Source organism: Pinirhizobacter sp., from assembly GCF_035317885.1.
In the GTDB taxonomy this organism is placed as follows: domain Bacteria; phylum Pseudomonadota; class Gammaproteobacteria; order Xanthomonadales; family Rhodanobacteraceae; genus Pinirhizobacter.
The window spans coordinates 1-14,815 of sequence record NZ_DATHFX010000477.1; the positions used below are offsets into that span (position 1 = coordinate 1).

The 14,815-nt window shown below is 64.1% G+C and carries 15 protein-coding genes; 9 read left to right on the forward strand and 6 right to left on the reverse strand.

Going from position 1 to position 14,815, the window contains the following annotated elements:
* The coding region (locus VK519_RS15725; RefSeq protein WP_324351303.1) for a TolC family protein at window positions 1-1,077 on the reverse strand (1,077 nt) is incomplete at its 3' end.
* 225 nt (window positions 1,078-1,302) lie between these two features.
* Here VK519_RS15725 and VK519_RS15730 point away from each other — a divergent pair.
* Together VK519_RS15730 and VK519_RS15735 are read left to right on the forward strand one after the other, a co-directional pair.
* A complete protein-coding gene (locus tag VK519_RS15730) occupies window positions 1,303-2,172 on the forward strand; it encodes a hypothetical protein (protein WP_324351304.1) in 870 nt (289 codons plus the stop codon).
* Window positions 2,173-2,185: 13 nt separating this feature from the next.
* Window positions 2,186-3,043 (forward strand): hypothetical protein, encoded by an 858-nt coding sequence (locus VK519_RS15735; RefSeq protein ID WP_324351305.1) that lies wholly within the window; start codon window positions 2,186-2,188, stop codon window positions 3,041-3,043.
* 42 nt (window positions 3,044-3,085) lie between these two features.
* Here VK519_RS15735 and VK519_RS15740 read toward each other — a convergent pair whose 3' ends face one another.
* On the reverse strand, window positions 3,086-3,670 hold the full coding sequence (locus tag VK519_RS15740) for an outer membrane protein (protein WP_324351307.1): 585 nt from the start codon (window positions 3,668-3,670) through the stop codon (window positions 3,086-3,088).
* A gap of 68 nt (window positions 3,671-3,738) precedes the next feature.
* Window positions 3,739-4,464, reverse strand: a complete 726-nt coding sequence (locus VK519_RS15745) for an outer membrane protein (RefSeq protein WP_324351309.1) — start codon at window positions 4,462-4,464, stop codon at window positions 3,739-3,741.
* 613 nt (window positions 4,465-5,077) lie between these two features.
* On the opposite strand from VK519_RS15745, the gene tkt reads away from it, so the two are divergent.
* Window positions 5,078-7,078, forward strand: coding sequence for a transketolase (gene tkt, locus VK519_RS15750; protein ID WP_324351311.1), 2,001 nt, complete (start codon window positions 5,078-5,080; stop codon window positions 7,076-7,078).
* A 69-nt stretch (window positions 7,079-7,147) separates the two neighbouring features.
* On the opposite strand, the gene VK519_RS15755 is transcribed toward tkt, so the two are convergent.
* Window positions 7,148-7,777, reverse strand: a complete 630-nt coding sequence (locus VK519_RS15755; RefSeq protein ID WP_324351312.1) for an HAD hydrolase-like protein — start codon at window positions 7,775-7,777, stop codon at window positions 7,148-7,150.
* On the reverse strand, window positions 7,774-8,952 hold the full coding sequence (locus VK519_RS15760) for a phosphoglycerate kinase (protein ID WP_324351313.1): 1,179 nt from the start codon (window positions 8,950-8,952) through the stop codon (window positions 7,774-7,776). Before VK519_RS15760 ends, VK519_RS15755 begins: the two co-directional genes overlap by 4 nt.
* Before the next feature lie 66 nt (window positions 8,953-9,018).
* Here VK519_RS15760 and maiA point away from each other — a divergent pair, with 66 nt between their 5' ends.
* On the forward strand, window positions 9,019-9,678 hold the full coding sequence (maiA, locus tag VK519_RS15765; RefSeq protein WP_324351315.1) for a maleylacetoacetate isomerase: 660 nt from the start codon (window positions 9,019-9,021) through the stop codon (window positions 9,676-9,678).
* On the opposite strand, the gene VK519_RS15770 is transcribed toward maiA, so the two are convergent.
* On the reverse strand, window positions 9,660-10,769 hold the full coding sequence (locus VK519_RS15770; protein ID WP_324351316.1) for a PilT/PilU family type 4a pilus ATPase: 1,110 nt from the start codon (window positions 10,767-10,769) through the stop codon (window positions 9,660-9,662). The genes maiA and VK519_RS15770 overlap by 19 nt on opposite strands.
* 87 nt (window positions 10,770-10,856) lie before the next feature.
* On the opposite strand from VK519_RS15770, the gene VK519_RS15775 reads away from it, so the two are divergent.
* The 5 genes from VK519_RS15775 to VK519_RS15795 all read left to right on the forward strand — a co-directional run.
* The gene (locus VK519_RS15775; protein WP_324351318.1) at window positions 10,857-11,390 is read left to right on the forward strand and encodes a DUF4398 domain-containing protein; all 534 of its coding nucleotides are present in this window, start codon (window positions 10,857-10,859) and stop codon (window positions 11,388-11,390) included.
* Window positions 11,387-12,010, forward strand: a complete 624-nt coding sequence (locus VK519_RS15780; protein WP_324351320.1) for a hypothetical protein — start codon at window positions 11,387-11,389, stop codon at window positions 12,008-12,010. Before VK519_RS15775 ends, VK519_RS15780 begins: the two co-directional genes overlap by 4 nt.
* Before the next feature lie 305 nt (window positions 12,011-12,315).
* Window positions 12,316-12,543, forward strand: coding sequence for an HP1242/YdcH family protein (locus VK519_RS15785; protein WP_250624192.1), 228 nt, complete (start codon window positions 12,316-12,318; stop codon window positions 12,541-12,543).
* A gap of 171 nt (window positions 12,544-12,714) precedes the next feature.
* Window positions 12,715-14,085: a pyridoxal-phosphate dependent enzyme gene (locus tag VK519_RS15790; RefSeq protein WP_324351323.1), complete on the forward strand. Its 1,371-nt coding sequence runs from the start codon at window positions 12,715-12,717 to the stop codon at window positions 14,083-14,085.
* A 30-nt stretch (window positions 14,086-14,115) separates the two neighbouring features.
* Window positions 14,116-14,815 (forward strand): glutamine--fructose-6-phosphate aminotransferase (locus VK519_RS15795; RefSeq protein WP_524539002.1); only part of this gene is annotated, 700 nt, incomplete at its 3' end.

Consider the following 14,815-nt stretch of genomic DNA (forward strand, 5'->3'; position numbering starts at 1 on the left):
GTCGACTGTCGTGCGAGTTCCCGTGTCGAGACCGGCGCTGGTCGCCGCGACGGCGGCACGCGCGGCGACTTCCGCCGATTCACGGGCGTGCGTGATGGATTCATTCGCAAGGACGGTTGCTTCGAGCCGACGGGTCGTGCGCGTGGCATCGCGCAAGGCAATATCGAGTTCGGCCTTGGCGACATCCCAGTCGGCGTTGGCCCGACGCACGTTGGCCGATGTGGCGGCACGGCCGATGAGCGGTACGGTCAATTGCAGGCCCAGCGCCCATCCTGGTCGACGACCGAAAGGCGGGGGCGCGTCCGCCCGACCAGTCGAACGTCCATAGCGTAGTTGAAGGTCAACGACCGGCCATCGGGAGGCGCGTTCGACATATCGTCGCTGGTCGGCTGCTTCCAGGCGGTGGCGGGCCGCGGTGACGGCAGGCGATTCGTTCGGAGTCAGGGTGACGGCAGGGGGTGGCTGTGGCCGGATGGGGCCAAACCAAGAGCGCCCACGCCATTGCTGTGCTATTTGCGTCAGCGCCTCCTGCGCGTCGTCCAGCGCCACACCTGAAGCATGGACCCGCGAGACGGCCGACTCGTGTTGTGCCTGGGCCTCGATGGCATCGATGCCGGGCGCGAGTCCGACATCACGCCGCGCGCGCGCTCGTTCTGCCTGGAAGGCGAGGGCATCACGATCGGCGATGGCGAACTGGCGTTCCTGGAGGCGCACGTCGACGAGGGTCCACGCCGATGCGGCGCGAAGGAGCAGATCCTGTCGGGCGGCCTCGCCATCGGTCGCGACGGCCCGCGCCGTTGCCCTCGCGGCAGCCAGGTTCGACATCGCCTTTCGATTGACCAGCGATTGTGTGATCCGGAACTCGGTCCAAGTCACCCATTGGCCGTTGCGCTGACGTCCACGCTCACTGTGCAGGGTTGCTTGCGGCAGCAGTGGCGCCATCGCCTGCGTAGCCTCTTCAGCCGCTTGTAGAGTCAGCGCCTGAGTCCTGGCCAAAACGGGATCGTCGGCCAGCGCCGAGGCATAAAAACGCCGAGAATCGGCAGAGGCCGACCTTGCCGTAGTTGCGTACAGCACGCCTAGAAGGCCTGCGAGAATGACGAGGGAAGCAGACCTGCACGAAGAATGGCGCATGCCAAAACTTTACGCAGCTGCATCTTCGGCGCCTGTAGGCAAACGTCGCCTTACTTTCCGACGCTTGCCGCCGTCCGTCGTCGTCCCTCGTCGTGTCATGCCGCACTGCGGAAGGCGTCGGCGTCAGTAGTGGCGTACATTACCGCCAGCGAGACCAGGAGGCAGGGGATGAGCGATTGCATCGGGCGCGCCGCGCGCGCCATCGTGTTTTCGGTAGCCATGGGTGTGGCAGCGGTGTGCAACGCGCAGTCCGCGCCCAATACGGCCACCAAGCCGCCGCACGAAGCAGCCTGGGCCACCATCGTCGATCACGACGTTCCGCTGGAGCAGCGACGCAAGGCGCTTGCGGCACTCGAAGACGACGCGGGTGACCTCGGCCCGGCCGATCTTTACGTGTTGGGTTCGATCTACCACAGCGGCCGGCACTCTGGTGGCCTGCTCGATCAGGTTGATCCCATCAAAGCCTCGCTCTATTTCGGCAACGCTGCCACGCGCGGAAGCATCCCTGCCATGGCCAAGATGGCCGAGCTCAAGCTCGCCAGTCACGAATATCGCGAGGCGATGAACTGGGCACAGATTTATGGCCACTACATATTAGCCGAAGCGCCCAAGAAAGATGCCTCACACGGCTACGCCGCGGAACTGGTCAAGCGCATCAGTTTGCATTTCGGCAACAACACCGATGACGTGATGCGCGATGTCGATGCCTATATCGCGGCCCATGATGCACAGATCCGCGCCGGCGCCCAGGAGGACGCGATGTTCCGCGCGGCGCAGGTGCGGCTGGACAACGCCTACCTGACCACGCCCGGGCAAACCTTGCCGCCGTTGTCGTGTATCGCGGATTTCCTGGTGGTGCTGCGGCCCGACGGCACGGTGGACCGGGCCTTGCCGATCGATATCGCGCCTGAGCAGGCCATGCTCGAGTCGATGGGGCACGTCCTGACCAAGGCCCATGCTGCCCAGACGACTGACGCCGCGCCGCGCTACGCGATGATGACCATGGTTCTGGACAACGGCCGCTACCGGACGCGGTAAAGGGAGCGAAAGGATGGACGATCGCATGGGACGCGCCGCGCGCGCCGTCGGCTTTGTGCTGGGGCTTGGATTGATCGGTGGGGTGCAGGCGGCCGACCATTCCACGCCGCTGACGGAAGCCGCCTGGGCTGCCATCGTCGACCACGCGCAACCGCTGGCAAAGCGTCAGCAGGCACTGGCGCAAGTCGAGGCCAACGCCGGGGAACTCGGTGGCATGGACCTCTACATGCTCGGGTCCATTTACCATAGCGGGCACCACTCAGGCGGCTTATTCGCCCATCCTGACCTTGCCAGGGCCGCGCTCTACCTGGGCAACGCCGCCACGCGGGGCAGCGTGCCGGCGATGGGGAAGATGGCCCAGGTTGCTTTCGAGCAACGCAACTACCGCGAGGCGATGAACTGGGCGCAGATCTACGCGCACTATGTAAGTGATCGCGGCGGACACGCGCAAGCCGAACGTGACTTCGCCGTCGAATTGATCAAGCGCATCCAGCCGCGTCTGGGCGACGACCTGGAGAAGATTCTCCCCGACGTGCAGACCTATATCACCGCGCACGACGCGCAGATCCAGGAAGGCTCGATCCGCGACGCGTTGTATCGCTCGCAGCAACCGAAGTTCGATGGAGCGCGGCTGGAGATGCCAGCCAATAGCTTGTCGCCGCAGGCTGCGATCGCCGACTTCATGCTGGTGTTCAAGCCCGATGGAAGCGTTGCGGACGTGTTGCCTATCGACATTGCGCCGGATGAGCAGGGCATGGTCTCGATGTCCAGGGCATTGACGGCCGCCAGGACCTCGGCCACCAACACCCACGGCCCGCGCTACGCGCTAATGAGTACGGTGCTCCTTAGCGGGCGCCATCGCGCAAAGTAAAGGGCCAGTCCGTGGCCCTCGAACTCGTCAAGCATCAACCGTTCAGAAGCGGTACTCAGCCTGCACCGACACCACGTTGCTGCTCAGGTCCACGTGGTCCTTCTTCGCGTTGTAGTAGTCGTAGTTGATGCCCAGGCTGACATTGTTGCTGAAGTCGTAGCCGACGCCGGCACCGGCGTACCAGCTGGTCTTGTCCAGGCCCTGGCTCACCGGGTTCTCATCGTTGCTGGTGCCGTGGCCCTTCCAGCCATAGATGCCGCCGCGCGCGGAGATGTACCACTGCGGTGCGACGTTGAAGCGCCCGTTCAGGCCTGCCGTCCAGCCATGCAACTGGCTCTTGCGGCTGTCGACCACATTATTGTCGTTGAAGATGTTCTTCGCGTGGATGTTGCCCAGGTCGTTATAGCCGGCCTCCACGCCCCAGGCGAACTGCGGGTTCAACGCCCAGCGGTAGCCGATGTTGCCGGTATAGGCGGTGTCGTGGCCATCGTAGCGGCCGTGGTCGAGTTGGGACTGGCCCACCGCGCCATTGACGAACCAGCCGTCGTTGTGGGTGCTCTGGGCAAAGGCAGGTGCGGCCACGGTGCCTGCGGCCGCGATGGCGGCGACGAGGAGGATCTTGCGCATGGAGTTCTCCACAAATGAAGACAAAAAAGAAAAACGGCCGCGACGTCATGTCGCGGCCGTGGAGCGGATCAGAAGCGGTATTCGCCAGCCAGCGAGACGATGCCGGTGGAGCGCTTGTAGTCCGAGGCAGTGTCGCCAGTTACAACGTTGCGTAGCTTGCCGGCATTGGCGTTGAAGTAGTCGTATGACACGCCAGCGCTGAAGTGATCGTTGATGTCCCAACCGGTACCGACGCCGCCGTACCAGCTACCGCGGTGCGCGCGGCTGTCGGAGGTGAAGCCCACCGACGGATCGGCGCCCTGCTCGAAGCTCTGGCGGTTATTGTTGGCGTAGAAGAAGCCGCCGTGCGCGGAGATATACCAGCCCGGCACCAGGTTGAGCTTGCCGTTCACGCCGGCCATCCAGCCACGCAGCGCGTTGGTCTTGCTGGTCTGGTTGACGTCATTGCTGTTGAACACATTGCGGACGCGGTAGTTGCCAAGGTCGGTGTAACCCAGTTCCGCACCCAGGCCCAGGTCGTTGCCGACCTTCCAGCGATAGCCGCCGAGCGCGCCGTAACCGGTGCGGCGATCCTGGTCGCCCTTGAAGAAATTGAAGCCGCTCTTGTCGCTGCCAAAGCCACCTTCATTGGTGCCGTTGGTGCGGCCGACATTGGCGCCGACGAACCAGTTGCCGCTGCCGACGGCCTGGTTGGGCATGTAGTTGCCGCTGGGTGCGGCGCTGTCCTGGGCGAGGGCCGGAAGGGCGGCGAAACCGAGGGACGCGAGGCCAAGGGCCAGTAGATTCTTTTTCATGGGGGACATGTCTCCAGATAGTTCCCGGGGCGCGGGGGTTCGCGTCTCGGGCCGGGCGTATCGCTCTGTGGCGATGTCGCTCCGGTTAGATGGCTCCTGCCATTTCGAATTCCACATCACGCCGACTTTTCATTAAGAATTGGTTAATCGGCATGTCGTGGAAAAGCCTTCCCTGGCGCAGGTCAGACACAAGGCCTGTCCTGCGTTGCATGGGAAATCAAGCGGGGGTTTTTAGCGTTGCGCCAGGCGCGGTGTTCCGGTTACACGGTGGGGTCGTGATCCGGTCCGAATTGTTTTTCTTCGTAAGTAAAGGGAAATCTCCGTACTTCTTGAAAAATGGCCGCGCATCGTGGGGAGCGATGCGAAACCGTGTCCACATGCCTCTGGAACGATGGCCATTAGAAAAGAACGTAGCTGAAGAGTTCGCATACGCCGGCCTGGAAGATTAAGGCGAAGTTAAGTTCCAGGCGCCTTGGCACACCGGTGCGTCGAACGGACGCTGCATGGACGCAAGTCGATCCATGGGTATATCGCGCCGCCGTTCGGATGCGACTTCGTCACGCCGATCGGCGACAATAAGCGCTTTACCATCGCCCGTTTGGAGACCACAGCCATGACAACCCGCCGCGAGCTTGCCAACGCCGTCCGTGCATTGTCGATGGACGCCGTCGAGGCGGCCAATTCCGGCCACCCTGGCATGCCCATGGGCATGGCCGATATCGCTGAAGTGCTGTGGAACGATTTCCTCCGCCACAACCCGTCGCACCCGAAGTGGTTCAACCGCGATCGCTTCCTGTTGTCCAACGGCCACGGTTCGATGCTGCAATATTCGCTGCTGCACCTGGCCGGCTACGACCTGCCGATCCACGAGCTGAAGAACTTCCGCCAGTTGCACTCGCGCACAGCGGGTCATCCGGAATATTCCGAAACCCCGGGTGTTGAGACCACCACCGGCCCATTGGGCCAGGGCCTGGCCAATGCCGTGGGTTTCGCATTGGCCGAGCAGGTGCTGGCCACGCGCTTCAACAAGCCCGGCCACGCCATCATCGATCACCACACCTATGTGTTCATGGGCGATGGCTGCATGATGGAAGGCGTGTCGCACGAAGTGGCCTCGCTGGCCGGCACGTTGAAGCTGGGCAAGCTCATCGCCATCTACGACGACAATGGCATCTCCATCGACGGCGAAGTGCATGACTGGTTCACCGACGACACAGCCGCGCGTTTCAAGGCCTATGGCTGGAACGTCATCGCCGATGTCGACGGCCACGACGCCGATGCGGTCAAGAAGGCACTGACCAAGGCCACCGCGCAGGGCGACAAGCCCACGTTGATCATCTGCCGCACCATCATCGGCTTCGGCTCCCCCAACAAGGAAGGCAAGGAATCCAGCCACGGTGCGGCGCTGGGCAAGGACGAAGTGGCCGCGGCGCGCAAGCAGCTGGGCTGGAACTACCCGCCGTTCGAAGTGCCTGCCGAAATCTATGCCGCCTACGACGCGCGCGAAGCCGGTGCCAGGCGCGAAGCCGAATGGAACGAAGCGTTCAACGCCTATGCCAAGGCATTTCCTGAACTGGCCGACGAACTCAAGCGCCGCATCAGCGGCACGCTGCCGGCCAACTGGTCGGAACATTCGATGGCCTTCGTGCGCAAGGTGCAGGCCGAAGGCGCAACCATCGCCTCGCGCAAGGCGTCGCAGAACACGCTCGATGCCTTCGGTCCGCTGCTGCCGGAACTGATCGGCGGCTCGGCCGATCTGGCACCGTCGAACCTGACCATCTGGAAGGGTTCGAAGCCGGTCACCCAGCAGAGCCCGGATGCCAACTACATCCACTACGGCGTGCGCGAGTTCGGCATGACGGCCATCGGCAATGGCCTGGCGCTGCATGGCGGCTTCATCCCCTACGACGCCACGTTCCTGGTGTTCTCCGATTACGCACGCAATGCGGTACGCATGTCGTGCCTGATTCCCGCCCATTCGATCCACGTGTACACGCATGATTCGATCGGCCTGGGCGAGGACGGCCCGACGCACCAGCCCATCGAACACATGGCCACCCTGCGCCTGATCCCCAACAACAACCTGTGGCGCCCCTGCGACACGGTGGAAACCGCGGTGGCCTGGAAGATGGCCGTCGAACGCAGCCACGGCCCTTCGTGCCTGGTGTTCTCGCGCCAGAACTTGAAGCACCAGCACCGCGACGAAACCACGTTGGCGCAGATCCAGCGCGGCGGCTACATCCTCTCCGATCCCGCCGATGGCCAGTTCAAGGCCATCATCATCGCCACGGGTTCGGAAGTGGGCCTCGCCACCGACGCCGCGGCGGAGCTCGCCAACCACGGCATCCCGGTGCGCGTGGTGTCGATCCCCTGCACGGAAGTGTTCGACGAGCAGACCACCGAATACCGCGAAGGCGTGCTGCCGGCCTGGTGCCGCGCGCGCCTGGCGATCGAGGCAGGCGTGGTCGATTACTGGCGCAAGTACGTGGGCCTGGACGGCGACGTGATCGGCATGACCACCTTCGGCCTGTCGGCCCCCGCCAACCAGCTGTTCGAGCACTTCGGCTTCACCGTGACCAACGTGGTGGAAAGGGTGAAGAAGCTGGTCGGCTGATGACGATGGCGACGCCGTTGCCGGGGTCAGAGTAATTACTCTGACCCCAACGTTCTCGGCACAATCGCGTCAGGTAAGTTCCGGTAGTTCCGAGGGCTTGTAAGCAAGCTTCGCAGCGCCCGCCTGCGTCAGTTCCGCCTCATCGCCGAACCCCCACAGCACGCCTACGCTTGCGATGTGGTTGGCCACCGCACCTTCGATGTCGAAGCTGCGGTCGCCGACCATCACCGTCGATTCGCGCGGGCTGGCGAAATCCTCGATCGCCGCTGCGATCATGCTGGCCTTCTGGCTGTGCGCGCTTTCCGGGCCAGGCGCATAAACCCGCTCGAAGAGATGCCCGAAGGGGAGGTCGGCGATGATGCGCTCGGCGTGGTTGCGGATCTTGCTGGTGACCACGGCCAGGCGGTCACCCCGGGCATGGATGGCGGCCAGCGCCTCGGGGATACCTTCGTACACGCGCCGCTGTTTCCATCCGTGTTCGGAGAAGTACACGTGGTAGTGCTTCACCGCCTGATCGACGCGTTCGGCATCGAGCAGGGCGCCGAAGTTCTGGCGAAGTGGCGGCCCGATCCAGGCCCGCAGTGCGCGCTCGTCGGGCACAGCGGTATGGAGCTCGCCCAGCGCGTAGCGGATGCCACCGAAGATGCCGGGCTCCGAATCGATCAACGTGCCGTCGAGGTCGAACAGGCAAAGCGTCACTTGCCGGCCCGGGCCTTCAGTGCCGCCACGGCGGGCAGCTCCTTGCCTTCGAGGAATTCAAGGAAGGCGCCGCCGCCGGTGGAAATGTAGGAAACATCCTTTTCGATGCCGTATTTCTCCACGGCCGCCAGCGTGTCGCCGCCGCCGGCGATGGAGAACGCCTTCGACGAGGCAATGGCCCGGGCCAGCGTTTCGGTGCCTTTGCCGAAGGCGTCGAATTCGAACACGCCCACCGGGCCGTTCCACACCACCGTGCCGGCCTTGGCGATCAACTGCGCATAGCTCGCGGCGGTTTCAGGCCCGATGTCCAGGATCAGTTCGTCATCGTCCACCTGGTCCACGCCCTTCACGCGTGGCGTGGCATCGGCGGAGAACTTGTCGGCCACCACCACATCGGTGGGAATGGGAACGTCAGCGCCGCGGGCCTTGGCGTCGCTCATCACCTTCTTCGCCGCATCCAGGAGGTTCGCCTCGTACAGCGACTTGCCCACCTTGTGGCCGGCGGCGGCAATGAAGGTATTGGCGATGCCGCCACCGACGATCAGCTGGTCGATCTTGCCTGCAAGGTTCTCCAGCAGGGTGAGCTTGGTGGATACCTTCGAACCTGCCACGATCGCCAGCAGCGGCCGGGCAGGGGCCTCCAGCGCCTTGCCCAGGGCGTCGAGCTCGGCCGACAGCAACGGGCCTGCGGCAGCCACCGGGGCGAAGCGGATCACGCCATGGGTGGAGGCCTGGGCACGGTGCGCGGTGCCGAAGGCATCCATCACGAACACATCGCACAGCGCCGCATATTTGCGCGACAGCGCTTCGTCGTCGGCGCCTTCGCCCACGTTCATGCGGCAGTTCTCCAGCACCACCACCTCGCCTTCGGCCACGTCCACGCCGTCGAGGTAGTCGCGCACCAGCCTTACCTTCCCACCCAGTTGGCTGCCGAGCCACTCGGCCACGGGGGCGAGCGACGATTCGGGGTCGAACTCGCCTTCCTTGGGCCGGCCCAGGTGCGAGAGCACCATCACGCGGGCACCGGCGTCCTTCGCGGCGCGGATGGTGGGAAGGGAAGCATCCAGGCGCTGGGTGGAAGTGATCTTGCCGTCCTTCACCGGGACGTTGAGGTCTTCGCGGATCAGTACCCGCTTGCCGTGGAGGTCGAGGTCGCTCATGCGGGTGACGGACATTGCCAAGCTCCAGCGGTCGGGGAAAACCGCTATTGTCTGGACCCGCCGACCCCAACGCAAATGTCCATGAACCCTTCACCTATCCTGTACAGCTATTGGCGGTCCTCTGCGGCCTATCGCGTGCGCATCGCCCTGAACCTCAAGGGCATCGCCTACCAGACGCGCACGGTGCACCTGGTGGCCAATGGGGGCGAGCACCACGCGCCAAGCTACCGGGCGTTGAACCCGCAGGAGCTCCTGCCAACCCTGATCGACGGCATGGCGGTGCTTACGCAATCGCTGGCGATCATGGAATACCTGGAGGAAACGCGGCCGGAGGTGCCCCTGCTGCCTGCCGATCCGCTGGGACGGGCCCGGGTGCGCGCCTTGGCCCAGGCCGTGGCCGTGGACATGCATCCGCTGGCCAACCTGCGGGTGCTCAACGAGCTGGGCACGCAATTCGGCGCCAGCCAGGAGCAACGGGTGGCCTGGACACGTCACTGGATCACGGTCGGTTTTGATGCGCTGGAGGCCATGCTGGCCGGCCAGGGCGGTCACTACTGCCACGGGGCCACGCCGGGCATGGCCGACGCCTGCCTGGTGCCGCAGGTGTACAACGCCCGGCGCTGGAACGTGCCGATGGAGCACTACCCCACCATTGCCCGCATCGACGCGAACTGCGCCGCACTGGAAGCATTCGCCAGGGCTGCGCCCGAGGCGCAGCCCGATTACACGCCGATGCCGTAAGGGTCGCTGGAGGCGAACTCGTTGCCTGTCGCGCCTTCGGACAGGCGGATCTTCAGCGCCAGGCCATCGCGGGAATCGGCCTTGTTGAGGGCTTCCTCCAGCTCGATCTGGCCCTCGCGGTACAGGCGGTAGAGCGATTGGTCGAAGGTCTGCATGCCTTCCTGCAGCGAGCGGTCCATGGCTTCCTTCACCTCGTGGATCTGGCCGCGGCGGATCATGTCGCGGATCAACGGGGTGTTCAGCAGCACTTCGGTGGCAGGCAGGCGGCGATTGTCCTTGCCCAGCACCAGGCGCTGGCTGATCACCGCGCGCAGGTTGAGGGACAGGTTCATCAGCACATTCTTGTGTGCCGCCTCGGGGAAGAAGTTCAGGATGCGCTCGAGCGTCTGGTCCGCATTGTTCGAATGCAGCGTGGCCAGGCACAGGTGGCCGGTTTCCGAGAAGGAAATGGCCGCTTCCATGGTTTCGGTATCACGGATTTCGCCGATCATGATCACATCGGGCGCTTCACGCATCGCGTTCTTCAGCGCCTCGTGGTAACTGTGGGTATCCAGGCCCACTTCGCGCTGGTTCACGATCGACCGCTTGTGGCGGTGCAGGTATTCGATGGGATCCTCGACGGTAAGGATATGCCCGGAGCTGTTCTGGTTGCGGTGGTCGAGCATGGCCGCAAGCGTGGTGGACTTGCCCGAACCGGTAGCGCCCACGACCAGGATGAGCCCGCGCGGCTCCATGATCAGGTCGCTGAAGATCGCCGGCAGTCGCAACTCGTGCACGCTGGGGATGTCATTCTTGATGGCGCGGATGACCATGCCCAGCTCGCCGCGCTGCTTGAACACATTGATGCGGAAACGGCCGGCTTCCTTCACGGCCAGGGCCATGTTCAGCTCCAGGTCGCGCTCGAACTGGGGGACCTGGCCTTCGTCCATGAGGGAATAGGCGATTTTCTTCACCATGCCGCTGGGCAGGCCGGTATTACCCAGGGGATAGAGCTTGCCTTCCACCTTGATGTTTACCGGGGCGCCCGTGGTCAGGAACATGTCCGACGCGCCCTTGTCTACCATCAGCTTCAGGAAATACCCAATATCCACGCCTTGCCCCCGTATTACGTTGCATTCGATGTTTAGGCCTGCCCACAATATCGACCATACCGTGCAGAACTGTAAAAGGAACGAGTGATGGTCCACATCTTTTCGCCGAAGCCGGGCAGCAAACGGCTCCGGCTGCTTGGCTTGCCCACCGTGGTGCTCGCCGTCGCGCTGCTGCATGGCTGCGCCAGCGTGCCGCCGCCGGACAGCCAGATGAACCAGGCGCAAAGCCAGCTGCGCACGGCCCGGGACGCCGGCGCGGCCGATTATGCACCCGTGGACCTTGGTTTTGCCCAGGACAAGTTCCAGCAGGCTTCCAGCGCCATGGCCAGCCGCAAGTACGACCTGGCCGCCCAGCTGGCCGATGAGTCCCGCGCCGACGCGGAAGTTGCCACCATGAAGGCCCGCCTGGGTGCTGCCCGGTCGCAGATTTCGTCGAAGTCCGCGGAAAACGGCAGGCTTCGCTCCGAGCTGTCGCAAGCCCAGGCCGATGCCGAGAACCAGGCCCAGCAGTCGGTGTCGCCGCCGCCGGGCAATGTCCAGGAAACCGAGATGACCTTGCCGTCACCGGCCGAAAGCACCGTCCCACCCGCGGGTGACGACAGCCAGGGAGGCCAGCGATGAACCGCTTCACCAAGCTTGCCGCCGGCCTCGCGCTGGCCTTCGCGTCCACCCTGGCGATCGCCGCCAAGGACGACCTCGATGCCCAGCGCCTGTCCAACAGCCTTGACCAGTTGGCCAACGACCCCACCCTCGGCGGCTATGCCCAGGGCGAGCAGGCCCGCGCCCGGGATGCCATCAGCCGCCTGTATGGGCTCAAATCCAAGGAGCGGGCCCATGCGCTGTACATCGCCGAGCGCCGGGTGGACGTAGCCCGCGCCGCCGCGCAGGTGCAGGACGCGCAGAACCGCATCGCCAGGCTCGACCGCGAGCACGACCAGATCCTGCTGGACACCAGCCGCCTGGAAGTGGAGAACGCGCGCCGCGAACTCGACCGCCAGCGTCAGCAGGCGCAGGCGGTGGCCGCCGAAAACGCCCGCCTGCAACAGGAAGGCATGGATTCGGCCCAGGCCGCCGAGCAGGCCCGCACCGAGGCCGACCAGTCGCGCAAGCTCGCCGAGGCCCAGGCGAAGGTCGCCAATGCGGCCAAGCGCCAGGCCGCGGCCGCCACCGCGGCGGCACGGGCCTTGCGCGACGCCGGTGACAGCGGCTCGGCCACGCCATCGAAAAAAGGCGGTCAGTGAGCTAACTGCGACTTCTGTCCCAACTTCGCGATATTGCTGGAAAAAAAGGCCCTGCGTATGCGGGGCCTTTTTTATCAACATGTTGAAAGTTAAGGAAATTAAGGAAGGTTTAATACCTTCCACGGCAGCTTGCACGACCTCATCACGCGGAGTAGTTTCGGTCCTCCGGGGGACGCAATGTCCCTCGGGTGACCATCCGGAAACGCTTCCCGCCATGCCGGTTCCCGGCACCCCGGGTTGACGTTTCCCCACCGATGCGGCCGCATGGCCCACGTGCGCCGCATCAACAGATGCAGGAGTCGACCATGTTCGAAAACCAGCAGCGTGACGATGTCGAGGCATTCATGAGGAGCGATGTTGAATTCCGCCGCCTCTACCAACTCCACCAGAAACTCGACAGCAAGGTCCACGACGCAGAAATCGGCGTATTACCCATCGACGATGCGACCTTGACCGGCATGAAGCGCCAGAAACTCCACGCCAAATCACGCTTGCTGCAGATGTGGGACGGTCGCTACGCGCAAGCGGGCTAAGCCCCCACCGGCAATAGGTTCTACCCCTTAAGACGGGCGCCTCTATGGCGCCCGTTTTGTTGCGCGAAGGACGGCTGTGCACGACCCTCGGTTATCATGGCGCGTCACTACCGGCTCGAGTGCCGCGCGTTAGGCAGGGGCCGCGCGTGGGCAGGGGCGAATGGAGCAACAATGAGCGTCTACGACACCGTCCTCGACCTGATCGGTCGCACCCCGATGGTGCGCGCGCAACACCTTGATACCGGCAAGGCCGAGCTGTTCTTCAAGATGGAAAGCATGAACCCCGGCGGTTCGATCAAGGACCGCATCGGCCTGTCGATGATCGAGGGCGCCGAGCGCACCGGCCGCATCAAGCCCGGCGATACCCTGGTGGAAGGCACCGCCGGCAATACCGGCCTGGGATTGGCGCTGGTGGCGCAGCAGAAAGGTTATCGCCTGGTGCTGGTGGTGCCGGACAAGATGAGCCGCGAGAAGATCTTCAACCTCAAGGCGATGGGCGCGGAGGTCGTGCTGACCCGTTCGGACGTGGCCAAGGGCCACCCGGAGTACTACCAGGACATGGCCGAGCGCATCGCGCGCGAAACCCCCGGTGCGTATTTCATCAACCAGTTCGGCAACCCCGATAATCCGCTGGCCCACATGCAGACCACGGGCCCGGAGATCCTCGAGCAGATGGACGGGCGCGTTGACGCCATCGTGCTCGGCTGCGGTTCGTCCGGCACCATGAGCGGCCTGACAGCGTTCCTGAAGGAACACTCACCCGATACCGATCTGATCCTGGCCGATCCGGTGGGTTCCATCCTTGCCCAGTACATCAACGAGGGCGTGCTTTCGACCAAGTCCGGCAGCTGGCTGGTCGAAGGCATCGGTGAGGATTTCCTCCCTTCCATCAGCGATTTTTCCAAGGTGACCAAGGCCTACGCGATCAGCGACAAGGAAAGCTTCACCGCCGCGCGTGAGCTGCTGGCCAAGGAGGGCATCCTGGGTGGTTCATCCACCGGCACCCTGCTTGCGGCCGCGCTGAAGTATTGCCGCGAGCAGACCGAGTCCAAGCGCGTGGTCACGCTGGTGTGCGACACCGGCAACAAGTACCTGTCGAAGCTGTACAACGATTACTGGATGCTCGACAACGGCTTCCTGGAGCGCGAGCGCTACAACGACCTGCGCGACCTGATCCTGCGCCCCTATGCCCAGCGCGATACCGTGGTGGTGGGGCCGTCGGAACTCCTGATCACCGCCTACAACCGCATGAAGCTCTACGACGTGTCGCAGCTGCCGGTGATGGACGGCGACCGCATCGTCGGCATCCTGGACGAATCGGACGTGCTGCTGCACGTGCACGTCGACGAGGCGCGATTCCGCGACCCGGTGTCCACCGCGATGATCGAGAGCCTGACCATCCTGGATGTGAAATCACCCATCGAATCATTGATGCCGGTGTTCGACCGCGGCCACGTGCCGATCGTGATGGATGGCGATCGCTTCCTGGGGCTGATTACACGAATTGATTTGTTGAACTATCTGCGCCGGAAAGTGAACTAACCGGGGCATCCGCCCCAAGGACAGAACATCATGTGTGGAATTGTTGCCGCGACCGCCCAGCGTGACGTCGCCCCGCTGCTGATCGCGGGTTTGAAGGCGCTGGAATACCGCGGCTACGATTCCGCGGGCCTGGCCGTGATTGACGAGGGCGTCCTGCGCCGCGTCCGCGCCAAGGGCAAGGTGCGTGAAATGGAAGCGCGCTACGACGCCGACCCCACACCCGGCGGCACGGGCATTGCCCACACCCGCTGGGCCACCCATGGCGTGCCCAGCGAGCACAACGCCCATCCGCACGTGGCCGGCAGCGTGTGCCTGGTACACAACGGCATCATCGAGAATTACGCGCCGCTACGTGAGCAGCTGAAGGCCCGCGGCCGTGTGTTTACCTCCGACACCGATTCAGAAGTGATGGCGCATCTGATCGACGAACGCATCGGGCAGGGCATGGACCTGCGCGAGGCGGTACTCGCCACCGTGCGCGAACTCGAAGGCGCCTACGCCATCGCCGTGATCAGCGACAAGCATCCCGATCGCGTGGTCGGCGCGCGCCGGGGTTGCCCGCTATTGGTGGGCGTGGGTATCGGTGAACACCTGCTCGGTTCCGATGCACAGGCCCTGATCCAGGTGACCAAGCGCATGATGTACCTGGAAGAAGACGATGTGGTGGAGATCACCCGCGCCACCGTCCAGGTCTATACGCTCGACGGTCAGCCCGTCGAACGCGCCGTGC

Coding starts and splice junctions, on each gene's coding strand:
- VK519_RS15730 (WP_324351304.1), top strand. CDS start 1,303: ATGAGCGATTGCATCGGGCGCGCCGCGCGCGCCATCGTGTTTTCGGTA.
- VK519_RS15735 (WP_324351305.1), top strand. CDS start 2,186: ATGGACGATCGCATGGGACGCGCCGCGCGCGCCGTCGGCTTTGTGCTG.
- VK519_RS15740 (WP_324351307.1), bottom strand. CDS start 3,670: ATGCGCAAGATCCTCCTCGTCGCCGCCATCGCGGCCGCAGGCACCGTG.
- VK519_RS15745 (WP_324351309.1), bottom strand. CDS start 4,464: ATGAAAAAGAATCTACTGGCCCTTGGCCTCGCGTCCCTCGGTTTCGCC.
- tkt (WP_324351311.1), top strand. CDS start 5,078: ATGACAACCCGCCGCGAGCTTGCCAACGCCGTCCGTGCATTGTCGATG.
- VK519_RS15760 (WP_324351313.1), bottom strand. CDS start 8,952: ATGTCCGTCACCCGCATGAGCGACCTCGACCTCCACGGCAAGCGGGTA.
- maiA (WP_324351315.1), top strand. CDS start 9,019: ATGAACCCTTCACCTATCCTGTACAGCTATTGGCGGTCCTCTGCGGCC.
- VK519_RS15775 (WP_324351318.1), top strand. CDS start 10,857: ATGGTCCACATCTTTTCGCCGAAGCCGGGCAGCAAACGGCTCCGGCTG.
- VK519_RS15780 (WP_324351320.1), top strand. CDS start 11,387: ATGAACCGCTTCACCAAGCTTGCCGCCGGCCTCGCGCTGGCCTTCGCG.
- VK519_RS15785 (WP_250624192.1), top strand. CDS start 12,316: ATGTTCGAAAACCAGCAGCGTGACGATGTCGAGGCATTCATGAGGAGC.
- VK519_RS15790 (WP_324351323.1), top strand. CDS start 12,715: ATGAGCGTCTACGACACCGTCCTCGACCTGATCGGTCGCACCCCGATG.